The organism is Autumnicola lenta (genome assembly GCF_031846515.1).
Lineage (GTDB): Bacteria > Bacteroidota > Bacteroidia > Flavobacteriales > Flavobacteriaceae > Autumnicola > Autumnicola lenta.
The window spans coordinates 20229-32922 of sequence record NZ_JAVRHO010000024.1 but is presented as its reverse complement, the minus strand read 5'-3'; the positions used below and the strand labels follow the sequence as shown (position 1 = coordinate 32922).

At 37.0% G+C, this 12694-nt stretch carries 9 protein-coding genes; 4 read left to right on the top strand and 5 right to left on the bottom strand.

Going from position 1 to position 12694, the window contains the following annotated elements; translation table 11 throughout:
* Positions 1-26: 26 nt before the first annotated feature.
* Positions 27-1358 (bottom strand): sugar porter family MFS transporter, encoded by a 1332-nt coding sequence (locus RM545_RS14710; protein ID WP_311496047.1) that lies wholly within the window; start codon positions 1356-1358, stop codon positions 27-29.
* A gap of 215 nt (positions 1359-1573) precedes the next feature.
* Here RM545_RS14710 and RM545_RS14705 point away from each other — a divergent pair, with 215 nt between their 5' ends.
* Positions 1574-2182 (top strand): VOC family protein, encoded by a 609-nt coding sequence (locus tag RM545_RS14705; protein WP_311496046.1) that lies wholly within the window; start codon positions 1574-1576, stop codon positions 2180-2182.
* 117 nt (positions 2183-2299) lie between these two features.
* Here the strand turns inward: RM545_RS14705 and RM545_RS14700 are convergent, their stop codons facing one another.
* From RM545_RS14700 to RM545_RS14685, 4 genes are read right to left on the bottom strand one after another with little or no spacing between them, the layout of a single operon-like run.
* On the bottom strand, positions 2300-4084 hold the full coding sequence (locus RM545_RS14700; RefSeq protein ID WP_311496045.1) for a hypothetical protein: 1785 nt from the start codon (positions 4082-4084) through the stop codon (positions 2300-2302).
* Between the two features lie 7 nt (positions 4085-4091).
* Positions 4092-5285, bottom strand: coding sequence for a DUF4249 domain-containing protein (locus RM545_RS14695; RefSeq protein ID WP_311496044.1), 1194 nt, complete (start codon positions 5283-5285; stop codon positions 4092-4094).
* Positions 5286-5290: 5 nt separating this feature from the next.
* Positions 5291-8050: a TonB-dependent receptor gene (locus tag RM545_RS14690; RefSeq protein ID WP_311496043.1), complete on the bottom strand. Its 2760-nt coding sequence runs from the start codon at positions 8048-8050 to the stop codon at positions 5291-5293.
* Positions 8051-8785 (bottom strand): hypothetical protein, encoded by a 735-nt coding sequence (locus tag RM545_RS14685; RefSeq protein ID WP_311496042.1) that lies wholly within the window; start codon positions 8783-8785, stop codon positions 8051-8053.
* A 295-nt stretch (positions 8786-9080) separates the two neighbouring features.
* On the opposite strand from RM545_RS14685, the gene deoC reads away from it, so the two are divergent.
* From deoC to mgrA, 3 genes are all read left to right on the top strand, one after another.
* On the top strand, positions 9081-9725 hold the full coding sequence (gene deoC, locus RM545_RS14680; protein ID WP_311496041.1) for a deoxyribose-phosphate aldolase: 645 nt from the start codon (positions 9081-9083) through the stop codon (positions 9723-9725).
* Entirely contained in the window at positions 9722-10423 is a 702-nt protein-coding gene (gene deoD, locus RM545_RS14675; protein WP_311496040.1) for a purine-nucleoside phosphorylase, read from the top strand. Before deoC ends, deoD begins: the two co-directional genes overlap by 4 nt.
* A gap of 239 nt (positions 10424-10662) precedes the next feature.
* Positions 10663-11661, top strand: coding sequence for an L-glyceraldehyde 3-phosphate reductase (mgrA, locus tag RM545_RS14670; RefSeq protein ID WP_311496039.1), 999 nt, complete (start codon positions 10663-10665; stop codon positions 11659-11661).
* The last annotated feature ends 1033 nt before the right edge of the window (positions 11662-12694 follow it).

Below are 12694 nucleotides of genomic sequence, written 5' to 3'. Positions count from 1 at the left end.
CATTTTAGGCACTACACTTAAGTTGGTTACTTCCTATTCGATGTGCCAAGGGAAAGTTCTTTGCCAAGTTCTTCCAGCGACTTTCCTTTAGTTTCGGGCATCATAAAAATTACGAAAAATAACTGCAGAATCATCATAAAAGTAAAGATTGAAAAAACAAACCCCGGCCCTACCGCAGAAATAAGAAGCGGAAAGACTGAAGGAATTGCGGCAGCCAGCAACCAGTGGGTGGAAGATCCAAATGCCTGGCCTGAAGCCCGAAGATGGTTCGGGAAGATTTCAGAAATAAAAACCCATATTACCGCTCCCTGTCCTATGGCATGGGCTGCTATAAAAATGAATAAAAACAGTGGCACGTATAATCCCTGCCAGTCCAGAAAGAAAGCTGCTGCTACCAGAGACAGGGAAATTATGTAGCCAATCGAGCCAACCAGCATCAGCTTCTTTCTACCTACCCGATCTATTAAAAACACACCAAGAAGGGTGAAAAGTAAATTTACAACGCCAACTCCAATGCTGCTCAAAAGCGCTGTACTTTCTCCAAGGCCGGCAGATTCAAATATTCGTGGAGCGTAATATAAAAAAGCATTAATACCTGATAACTGGTTGAAAAAAGCGATAAGAAAAGCAAGGATCAAAGGAAAGCGATATTTCTTCATGAAGATATTTTCCCCCTTTGCTTCTGCTTCAGACTGGGATTTTATCTCCTTCATTTTTGCCTCTACATTGTAAGTTGGATCGATAATTTGAAGCACTTCCATTGCCTCTTTGTCTCTTGAGCGCGAGATAAGCCACCTCGGACTTTTTGGAATAAAGAAAACAAAGATCATATAAACCACCGCAGGAATAGCCTCTACACCCACCATCCAGCGCCAGGGTTCTTCCCCGGTATTTCTTAGCAGATAATTTGAAAAAAAAGCTACTAATATTCCGAGTACGATATTAAATTGATATAAAGATACCAACCGACCCCGGTTTTCCTGAGGAGCAATTTCTGAGACATAGGCAGGAGCTGCGATAGTGGAAGCCCCTACTCCCAAACCGCCAATAAACCTGAAAACAGCAAAGGAAATGGGATCGTTTACCATCGCAGAACCAAGTGCGGACACAAAATAGAGTAAACCTATTACCAATAGTGTATTTTTTCTCCCAAACCTGTTTGTTGGAAAACCTCCAAAAAGAGCTCCCACCACAGTTCCCCAAAGGGCCATTCCTATTACTACAGAGCCATGAAAAGCATCTGTTGTGCCCCATAATTCCTGGAGCTGCTGATCTGCTCCTGAAATTACAACCGTATCAAAACCAAAAAGAAAGCCCGCTAATGCGGCACTTATGGACCAGGTAAAAATCTTCTTCATATTAACATTTTAGTGCTAACTTATCAGGAAAGCAGCAGTTGGATTATTTGATTTTTCATATTCCAAACCTTTAGAAGGCTTCAGGAGCTGAGGGCAATTTAGTTAAATATTGAGAAAAGCTTCAGGTTTCTATTAAAATGAAGTCCAAATCAGAAAATTCCTTTTTAAATATGATGGAGATTAATTTTTTGCTACCTTTTTAAAAAGAAGAAGTTATGAAACCACTTTCCAAACACCTAAAACTACATCTTCAACTTTTTAGAGGAATAATTTTTATTTTTACTGCACTTGCTTTCAGCTCTTGTAACGACCGTAAAAATGTTTCTAAAGACGATAACACTTCTTCCGAAGCATCAAACGATCAGCAAATTGGGCATATTGTACTCCAGGTTTCTGATTTGCAAAAATCACAGCGTTTTTATGAAGATATTCTGAATATGAGAACCAATGAAGAAGCCAGTTATAACGGCAAAAAGCGTATTTTCTTAAGTGCTACGGAAAGTCACCACGAACTGGTTCTAAAGGAAGGTTTGCAGGAAAGAATTGCCACCAGTAAAAGGTACCTTCAACAATTGGCATTTAAGCTGAACAGCCGCGAAAAACTTGCGGAATATTATCAAAACCTGGAAAGGGAAAACTTAAATCCCGAACTTAAGGATAACCAGATTAGCTGGTCGCTTTACTTTTATGATCCTGACAGTGTTTATATAGAATTGTACTGGGACGTGCGGGATGAAGATTTTGGAGATCAAAAATTAAGGGGAATACAGGAAGAATTGAGTCCGGAGCAACTTCTTAACGGCCCAAATTCTGGAGAGTTATAAATTTTGTCTTCTTTAAATACGATGTATTATATAAAAAATCTTCGAAAATTTTTGTGCCTAAAAATAGTATATGCTTAAGGTATAAGAAAATGCAGAAGTTTAAATTTATTTGAGCTTTTAAAGGTCTTCACTTTCTAGAACTTTTATAGTTTTACTAGCTGAAACCGGTTTCCCCTCTCCGGTAAATCCTTCTAAAGTAATGAGAAAAGTTCCAGAAACATCAGAAGTATAAAATTCTATAGGTTGATCCTCTTTCTTCACTTTCACATCCGGATTCCAATACAATTCATATCTAAAATCCGGAATCTTTTCTTGCCGGGAAACTTCATAATCGGGAGAGAAATATGTTTTTTCAGGAGAAGTTTTTAAAGTTCCTTTCTCCAAAATAAGGTCCTGGTTAACTGATAAGAAGTAATCCTGCTGCTTGGTTTCTATGGTAATTACCCCCTGAAAAACTAAAGGTCCTAAGTAATATTTATCCCGCAGGATTCCAATTTTATCAATTTTACGTGAGTCGAAATCCATGAATTCCTCATGGTTTTGTATTAGTAATCCATCTACTAAAAGTAATGTAGGTAGTCCGGAACTGAGTGAAGTTCTGTAACTTCGTACTTCAAAATGATTTTTGCCATCATTCCCTTTTTTTATAGAACCGAACTTGATAATTTCAACAAAAGTTTCTTTAACTGTTTGAAACCTGGTATAATCATCAAGATCATAAATCTCTGTCATTTCTCCGTAAAAAGGCAGATCTTGAGAAGAGGAGATAATTTCATCTGATTTTACAATCAAATAGGAATTTTCTATTTGATTGTAAATACTTCTTTCTTTTAGCCATTCTTCCATTTCTGGTTTGAAACGGAAATTACTAAACTCGAGATTTTTATAATTCTGAGTAAATTTTTCATTCAACCGAATGTCAAAATCTTCCACGTCCATATCCATTACCTGAAGCACGGCACTTTCTCCGCCTGACTCAGAAACGTCTAAAATAAAATGGAATTTACCATCATCATCTGTTTTTGCAAATTTTAAAATATCGTTCCTGCCTGGTATAGACAAGGCTAGAACCTTGTTGTTCACTGAAACATTGGCAGACGCTCTGCTAAGGATTTTGCCTTTCAAAATCTCCCCCCTTATTTCCGGAAAATATTTTCCTTCCTTAAATTCTTGAACTAATTTTTTTGAGGGTTCATTTAAACTCCAGTTATCAGCATTGGGGCGCTGTGGCTTATCAAATGTATCTAGTTTCCTTACAAGCATAGAATAACTTCCTGATGCCGCATCTGCAACTTGAAGATCTATATTCACTAAAACTTTTTCCCGTTTTCCATAATTTTTAGCAGAAGTGGAAATACTTGCTAAAGAATTTTTAGCTGTACTTTCAGGTAGGATTTGAAAGCTCTTTTCGCTGTGAGTTGAAGAATCACTTTCTTCTATAGAACCTATAATCGCAGTTTGATCTTCTGAATAAGGATTAATAATAGCCAAATCTCCTTTGAAATAATTCTCCTCACCTTTATTTTTCATCCAATGTGTATAGGCTATAATCTTATAATTACCTGATTTTACATTCACCGGAATAAAAAAATCACCGTACCCACTACCATTTTCCAGTTTAATTTTTTGCTGAAAAAGAACAATATCATTCTTTCCTATTATTTCCACATATCCAAGCTTGCTAATACTAATTAGCTTATTAGTGGCTTCACTTATGGCGTAGAGTTTATATCTCAAACTTTCCCCCGCGATACCTACACTGGTGTTATAATGAACAAACATCTTTTCCTGCGGAATAGTGTTGGCTAAACGCAGTACTTCCTGATCAGATTTAACCTGGCTGTGCAGAAAATCTCCCTGCAGCAAAACCATTAATATAAAACAATAGAATTCTCTTTTCATATAACTTTTATTCTACCCAAAATTCAGGAACCTCATTGCTGCCCAACCTTCTGCAATCGATACATTGGGCCCACATTAGCGTGTAAATAGGAGGAGCGAAAGGCACCGGATCATCAGCATAAAATAGATATCCGCCATTTTCAATTAACTGAATTAACTCTTCACGCGGAGGATCGTAGATTGTATCACAATAAGAGGTAAGAACGGGACGACCTGCTGAAGGATCATAGTAATCTGAATAGCTAAAAAACGTTCTTTTTTCAGAAACGGAAGCTACAGAAAAATACCCGATAACGACTTCATCTTCTTGATCTTCTGTAACAATATTCCCTTTTAATAAGCCGGGTTGTACCTGAGAAAAAATGTTCTCAGATTCTGATAAATTTTGCAAAGTTTCATAAAATCTATAAGCTTCGGGGGTAAGTGAAAATTGTTTTACCAGTATGCTGTACCTGTAAGCCAGAATAGGATTATCGCTGGCAAGAAACCTTATAATAAATCCATCTTCAGTGTTAAAAGAAAGATTACTTGTGTTCCTTAACACAACACTATTGGAGGCAACAGTATTATAACAGATCTCGTCTTCATATGTCTTTAAAACTAATTCCGGCTCGCCATCATCATTAAGTATAAATTCTCTGTTCTTAGGAAAGCGGGAAACAACTTTATAAGTTTCTTCATATTCATATTTATAATAACTTACTTCTTCTCCAGTCTGGGTATTAACTATAAGGCCTATCCCATCCTCTCCCTGATAATTCGTTGGAGTGGCATAGACTTCTGCTATAGGTACTGTACCTCCAGGAAGTATAACCGTTTCTGAATTATATGACTTTCCATTGGATGTACTAACCTGTAACTGATAAGTTATTCCAGGCTCTACAGCAAAAGGCCGGGTGGAAAGATAAATTCCATTTTCTTCTTCAGTAAAAGGATAGGTGTTCCCGTTGTTATCTGTTACTTCTACTGTAGCACCAACTTCTGCAAAAGGTCCATCTTCACCCAGAGGATAAGCTTTAGATAGCTTTACTTTTTGAGTGATATACTCATCGGTTATTGTAGATTCTACTACCAACGCGCTTTCAAATTTCCCCTCTTCTATTTCCAGAGGTTCAACACATGCTGTTATAAACAAAAAGAACAGTAAACATATTCTTTTTGCTATAAAAACTAAGATCCTCTTTAAATTATACTGCCACATAAACCTTAAAATTTAAAATTATAGGTAATCGTAGGAACAGGAATGGAGAAAATTGAACTTTGATAAGCATCCACCTCACCATTGTCTGTTACAAAGAAAACTGAATAAGGGTTATTTCTACCCAATACATTGTAAATTGAAATATTCCAGAAACTGTGAGCAAACTTCTTGATTTTATGATTTCCTTCTACATTAAAACTTAAATCCAAACGGTAGTAATCGGGAATACGATATTCATTTCTATTGCTGTAATATACGTACTGAGAATTATCAAAATCGTACTTACCTATAGGATAAGTTATAGGTCTTCCCGTTTGATATACAAAATTAGCAGAGAAACTAAATCTCTTGGTCAGTTTATAATTTGCGACCACACTTAGATCATGGGGTTTATCAAAGTTCGCTGCAAAATACTCACCATTGTTAATAATCTCCTCATTAAAATTACCATCCAATTTTAGAAAAGACCGGGAATAACTATAGGCAAGCCACCCATTTAATCTCCCCTCATTTTTCTTTAGCAGAAATTCTATTCCATAAGATTTCCCTTCTCCCTGTATTACTTCCGCCTCAACATTTTCGTTGAGAAATAATTGGGCACCTACTTTAAAGTCCAGAATGTCACTGCTTTGTTTATAATAGCCCTCCAGGCTTACCTCGTAAATATCATCCTGGAAATTTTTATATGCTCCAAAGGAATATTGGGACGCTCTCTGTGGTTCAATATAGGAACCTGATAATTTATAAATATCTGTAGGAGAAACAGTAGTATTATTGAATAATGTGTGAATATATTGAAAAGTATTATTATAACTTGCTTTTAACGAAAGCTCCGGATTTAAGAGATACCTTGCTGAAAATCTTACTTCAGGTCCGCCGTAGGTCTTAATGACTTCATTTTTTTCGTAATTGCGTACACCTGTTATCGTACCTTCACTCCGGGGTAGATCCTCCTGATAAATATTTTGATTAGCCGGGCCCAGTGCGGCATAAAAGGAATAGCGCAAACCGGCACTAAACAAAAGCTCTTCATTAACTTTAAAATCATCCGAGAGATATAGCGCAGATTCCAGTCCTCTCTCTTCAGGAATGGTTGATGATTCTATACTTGAGCCTGCTCCTAAAGGTTCTATTTCTCCGGGGTTGACGGTATACAATTTGCTGGAGATTCCATAGTTAAATTGATGTTTTTCGCTATACCTGTAGCGAAAGTTTAATTTAGCTTCTGTCTCATTAATTTTGTATCCGTTATTAAAACTACTGGCAAATTCATTGTCATATTTTATATTGAATTTATAGTTGCTATTGGTAAAGATAAAGCTTGCGTCGTTTTTGTTATTTAGCTTTCGGTCATATTTTAAGGACAAAGCTAAATTGTTGTAACTGAATAGAGAATCTGAAGTTAGACTAAAAACATCCCTGCTAAAATAGCCGGTAGCTTTTATAGCATTCTTCTCATCAATCCTATGGCCATATTTTAAAATGATATCATAGAAATTTGCTTTACTGTTATTCAGGGATTCATCATCCAGCGCTTTCAAAATCCAATCAGAATAAGTACTTCTTCCTCCCATTATTAATGATGCTTTATTTTCTACAATTGGGATTTCCAGTGCGATATTACTTGTAACAGGACCTATAGCAGCTTCTCCCGAAAATTTTTGTTCGTCCCCCTCTTTTGTCCGAATGTCAAAAACAGATGATAAACGACCTCCATACCTGGCGGGAATATGCCCTTTGTAGATTTCAACATCTCCGGTGGTAAAAGGATTAATGGCAGAAAATAGTCCGAAAAAGTGACTCGGATTATAAATGACGGCATCATCAAGTAAAATAAGATTTTGGTCTGCTCTTCCACCTCTCACGTTATATCCGGAAGAGCCTTCTCCCGCCGTGGAAATACCCGGCAGCATTGTAGCTACCTTCAGAATATCCCTTTCTCCAAGCACCAACGGAATCGTTTTAATCTCACTTGCTTTTATAAGCTGTACGCCTGCAACAACACTTCGCACATTTGCCTCTGAAGTGCTTTCCAGAACAACTTCATCAAGTGATTCGTAGTTTTCATTTAGGTGAAAATTAAGCTCTCCATCATTGTAGATAACAACCCGTCTAAGCAGATTTTCACTTCCCAGGGATCGAGTTTCAAGGGTATACTCTCCTGTTTCCAGGCTTAGTTGATAATAACCATTAATATTGGTTACCGTCCCCATATTTGTATTTCTCACCACCAGGGCAAGATTTGAAATAGGCTCACCACTCTTCTTATCCAAAATGTAGCCGTGGAGAGTAAAACTTTTTTTCGAAGAATTTTCATCTTCCTTTCCAATCCTTACCGTCTCTATTTTTCCAGTTTCCTGTGCATCTGTAACTTTATAAAACACCGGTCTGTTTTCCCTTTCATTTATGTTAGAGGTCACGGTTCCAATCGAATCAGGAGAGAAAGCAACAGGTAGATCAGCATGAATAACATTGTTTTTGGTTAAAATAATCTTATTCTTCAGGAAATAGTAATTAACTAAAGTGTTGCTGAATATATCCCGCAGCACATTTTCCACGGCTTCGTTCTCATATTCTCCCGTTACCCTCTCTCCCTTTACCCATTCTTCAATATAGTAAAAGGTATAAGGTGTACTATTTTCTAATTCTGATATGACATTAATTATTTCTTCATCTTTAAACGAGATATCTACAGAGCTGGTGCTTTTTTGAGAATAGATTTTAGAAAAGGCAATAAGCAATAAACATAGCAGGCATTTTTTCATTTAAATTTTATTATTTTTAGCCATTAATATACCATTCAACTCTATGTACAGCTTTTTCATAAACTGGTCCCTACTGGCTTTTAAAAGATTTTTATTGCTCTTGTAGAATTTTCTTATCCTTTCTTTTTCATTCGGAAAAACATTTATAAAATCCTTACTGGAATCAACAAGAAAATATTGATTGTCTTTAAGTAAATAATACCGGCTATCCCTGGGTTTAAATTCATAATATACAAACTGTTTATCTCGCATTTCTATAGGATCCAGAACGTACTGCTTATAAATACCAGAAGTATTGCTCCCGGCAAGTAATTCCAAAAAGCCGGAAATATTCTCATAACTCCCTACATTAATAAATATCTTTTCATATACCTGGAACCAGTCAACCTTTTCTGAAATAAGTTGTAAAACAGTTTCTTTATTACCACTTTTAAGTGCCGCAATTAAGCGATTGTTATAGACATCAAATTTTAGAAATACATCGTAAAAAATTTCATCATCATACTGGAGATTGCCTTCAACAAAATCCCGCGAGGGGAAAAACTGATGTTCCCTGTTTATTGTGCGATATTCTTCTACATATTCCACCCCATTATAAAGTGATGTATTTTCTAAACCTATTACATTATCATATAACATTAGATATTGCTTCTCTGGCTGTGAGATCTGAGCCGTTATTAAGTAGAATGGTGAAAAGAAGAAAAATATTAGTAGAAGCTTAAAATAGGATTTCATTTATTTTATTAAAATTGATGCTATTATAGATTTATTTGGTATTATTAAACTATTCTGTCTTATATCTACTGAATTATGCGATAAATCTATTCATTTTTTGTGAATAACCATGAAAAGGATTGGCATTCATCTTTAAATTCTAAAAGTTCACCTGTATGATACCAGTCATTTCTTTAATATATTGCCAGTACTCTTTTTCACCCAAAACAGTTTAAAAGAACTTTAGATTTTTAGAAATTTTAATGAAATTAAAGACATGAAGTATTTACTCCCTTACCTTACAAAAAAACCTTAAATGCAACTTAATAAATTTATAGATCACACTAATTTAAAACCGACAGCGACACCACAAGATATTAAGAACTTGTGCGCTGAAGCCGTAGAACATCAATTTTATGCCGTTTGCGTAAACGGCTGTTACGTTCAGCTCGCCTGTGAACAGCTTAAAACTTCGGAGATCAAGCTGGCTGCAGTTATTGGATTTCCGCTTGGTGCAATGGAAATTGAATCAAAGATTTTTGAAGCTGAACGGTGCATTTCGCAGGGAGCCGATGAGATAGATATGGTCATCAACATCGGGCAGTTAAAAGCCGGTAATTTAGAAGTTGTTCAAAATGAAATTGCGCTAATAAAAAAAACAATTGGAAGAAAAATCCTGAAAGTTATCATCGAAACCTGTTACCTTACCAAGGAAGAAATAATTGCGGCATGTAAATGTGCGCTCCGTGCAAAGGCAAATTTTGGAAAAACTTCTACAGGCTTTGGAACTTCCGGTGCCAGTTTTGAGGATGTTAAACTGATGAAATCTATAGTACAAGAAGAACTTCAGATAAAAGCTTCAGGCGGAATAAAAGACACCGAAACTGCAGAAAAATTTATTAAACTTGGGGCAGCCCGCCTGGGTACCTCTTCAGGAATATCTTTAATTAAAAACATATGAGCATTCACATAAATGCAAAAAAAGAAGAAATTGCAGAAACTGTTCTTTTACCGGGAGATCCCTTAAGGGCAAAGTGGATTGCAGAAGAATTTCTTGAAAATGCAGTAGAGTATAATAATATAAGGGGAATGCTGGGGTTTACGGGCACTTTCCAGGGAAAAAAGGTTTCAGTGCAAGGTACGGGAATGGGAATTCCTTCTACGCTTATCTACTGCCACGAATTGATAAACGAATTTGGAGTAAAAAATCTTATCCGGGTAGGTTCAGCAGGATCTTATCAGGAAAAAGTTAAAATTAATGATATTGTAATCGCAATGGCGGCTTCTTCTACATCGGGTATTAACACTGCTAGATTTCCGGGGGCACATTTCTCCCCTACTGCAGACTCAGAACTCTTTTTAAGAGCAGCTAATTTTTCACAGAGAGAAAATATAGCAGTGCACGCCGGGAATATTCTTTCTTCTGATGCTTTTTATGAAGAAGATGAGAATGAATACCGAAAATGGGCAAAATTAAACATCCTTTGTGTAGAAATGGAAACTGCAGGAATTTATACCGTCGCAGCACAGCACGGCGTTTCTGCCCTTTCCATATTAACAATTTCCGATTCCCTGATTAGCGGAGAAAGTTTAAGCGCTGAAGACAGGGAGAGGTCCTTTTCTAAAATGATTAAAATCGCCTTAAATACTGCGGAATAAACAAGACAGACCGAAAACTGCCAATTTAATGGGGTCACAATTTGAATATTGAAAGCATGTTATTTTCTACATCCAGAAGCTTAAAACTGAAGAAGTGAGTGATTCATGCAGCCATAAAAGTAATAAAAACCGCGTAAAAATGTAACTTTACGATTAAAACATATATTAAATGGCTTTTATTCGGAAAATTTAAAGCCAATTGACAAGCCGAAACTTAATAACCAATTTAAAAATTAAAAATGGAAAATTACACTGCCAATAAAGACAGGTACGATAAGATGCAATACCGCCGTTGCGGTAAAAGTGGAATTCTGCTTCCCCTTCTTTCGCTGGGACTCTGGCACAACTTTGGGGATAATGACGATTTTGACAATGCCAGGAACATTTTGAGAACAGCCTTTGATAATGGTATAACTCACTTTGATTTAGCTAATAATTACGGCCCTCCTTATGGCTCTGCAGAGAAAAATTTCGGGAAGATCTTTGCAGAAGATTTTAAGCAATACAGGGATGAACTTATAATTTCCACCAAAGCAGGCTGGGATATGTGGCCCGGGCCTTATGGTAATTTTGGTTCCAGGAAATATCTCATTGCCAGCCTGGACCAATCTTTAAAAAGAATGGGATTGGATTATGTGGATATTTTTTATCATCACAGGCCAGACCCAGACACTCCTCTGGAAGAAACAATGGGTGCACTGGATCAGATTGTAAGATCGGGAAAGGCTTTGTATGTAGGAATTTCTCAATATTCTCCAAAAGATACCGCCAGAGCCGCAGAAATCCTAAGGGAACAGGGAACTCCATTTCTAATTCACCAGCCGCGCTATAATATGATGGATCGTTGGGTAGAAAATGGGTTATTGAACACGTTGGAAAGGGAAGGTATTGGCAGTATTGTTTTTTCACCTCTTGAACAAGGAATTTTAACGTCTAAGTATCTGCACGGAATTCCAGAAGATTCGCGGGCAGCTACCAAAGGCAGTTACCTTGATGAAACCCAGATTACACCCGAAGTAGTGGACCAGGTTCAGAAACTAAATAAACTTGCAGAGTCAAGAAATCAAAGTCTGGCGCAAATGGCGGTGGCATGGTTATTAAAAGATGAGCGTGTAACTTCTGTACTTGTGGGCGTGAGCAAGGTTTCCCAGCTGGAGGATAACATCGCAGCGCTGCAAAACCTGAAATTCAGTGAGGATGAATTACAAAAAATCGAGAATATTCTGAAGAAGGAGTAATTGCGTCCTACTGAAAAATGTCCGTATCGAAAATCGTCTTTTTGGGGTCTAAATTTTAACACCGAAACGGAAAAGAATACCCAGGATCGCTTCGCTGCAAGAAACAAGAGGCAGGAGAAAAATGTTTTGTGAAAAGATTAAATTCTCCTGCTATATGAGTGTTTTCTCTTGTTTTTCTGCGCAAATCAGCAAGATCCGCAGGAGAAAGAGCTATGTAACTATTCTCTGCCGATAATTGTCATTTTAAAACCGAAACGGAAAAGAAGACCCAGAATAGTTTCGCTGCAAGAAACAAGAGGCAGGACAAAAATGTTTTGTGAAAAAATTAAATTCTCCTGCTATATGAGTGTTTTCTCTTGTTTTTCTGCGCAAATCAGCGGAATCCGCGGGAGAAACTGAGGTATACAACTATTCTCTGCCGATAATTGCCATTTTAAAACCGAAACGGAATAGAAGACCCAGGACCGCTTCGCTGCAAGAAACAAGAGGCAGGAGAAAAATGTTTTGTGAAAAGATTAAATTCTCTTGCTATATGAGTGTTTTCTTGTTTTTCTGCGCAAATCAGCGAAATCCGCGGGAGAAACTGAGGTATGCAACTATTCTCTGCCGATAATTGTCATTTTAAAACCGAAACAAAAGAAGACCCAGGATCGCTTTGCTCCAAGAAACAAGAGGCAGGAGAAAATATTTTGTGAAAAGATTAAATTCTCCTGCTATATGAGTGTTTTCTCTTGTTTTTCTGCGCAAATCAGCAAAATCCGCGGGAGAAACTGAGGTATGCAACTATTCTCTGCCGATAATTGCCATTTTAAAACCGAAACGGAAAAGAAGACCCAGGATAGTTTCGCTGCAAGAAACAAGAGGCAGGACAAAAATGTTTTGTGAAAAGATTAAATTCTCCTGCTATATGAGTGTTTTCTCTTGTTTTTCTGCGCAAATCAGCAGAATCCGCGGGAGAAACTGAGGTATACAACTATTCTCTGCCGATAATTGCCATTTTAAAACCGAAACGGAATAGAAGACCTAGGACCGC

Excerpts from the sequence above, each read along its gene's own strand:
- RM545_RS14710 (WP_311496047.1), bottom strand. The coding sequence starts at position 1,358 with ATGAAGAAGATTTTTACCTGGTCCATAAGTGCCGCATTAGCGGGCTTT.
- RM545_RS14705 (WP_311496046.1), top strand. The coding sequence starts at position 1,574 with ATGAAACCACTTTCCAAACACCTAAAACTACATCTTCAACTTTTTAGA.
- RM545_RS14700 (WP_311496045.1), bottom strand. The coding sequence starts at position 4,084 with ATGAAAAGAGAATTCTATTGTTTTATATTAATGGTTTTGCTGCAGGGA.
- RM545_RS14695 (WP_311496044.1), bottom strand. The coding sequence starts at position 5,285 with ATGTGGCAGTATAATTTAAAGAGGATCTTAGTTTTTATAGCAAAAAGA.
- RM545_RS14690 (WP_311496043.1), bottom strand. The coding sequence starts at position 8,050 with ATGAAAAAATGCCTGCTATGTTTATTGCTTATTGCCTTTTCTAAAATC.
- RM545_RS14685 (WP_311496042.1), bottom strand. The coding sequence starts at position 8,785 with ATGAAATCCTATTTTAAGCTTCTACTAATATTTTTCTTCTTTTCACCA.
- deoC (WP_311496041.1), top strand. The coding sequence starts at position 9,081 with ATGCAACTTAATAAATTTATAGATCACACTAATTTAAAACCGACAGCG.
- deoD (WP_311496040.1), top strand. The coding sequence starts at position 9,722 with ATGAGCATTCACATAAATGCAAAAAAAGAAGAAATTGCAGAAACTGTT.
- mgrA (WP_311496039.1), top strand. The coding sequence starts at position 10,663 with ATGGAAAATTACACTGCCAATAAAGACAGGTACGATAAGATGCAATAC.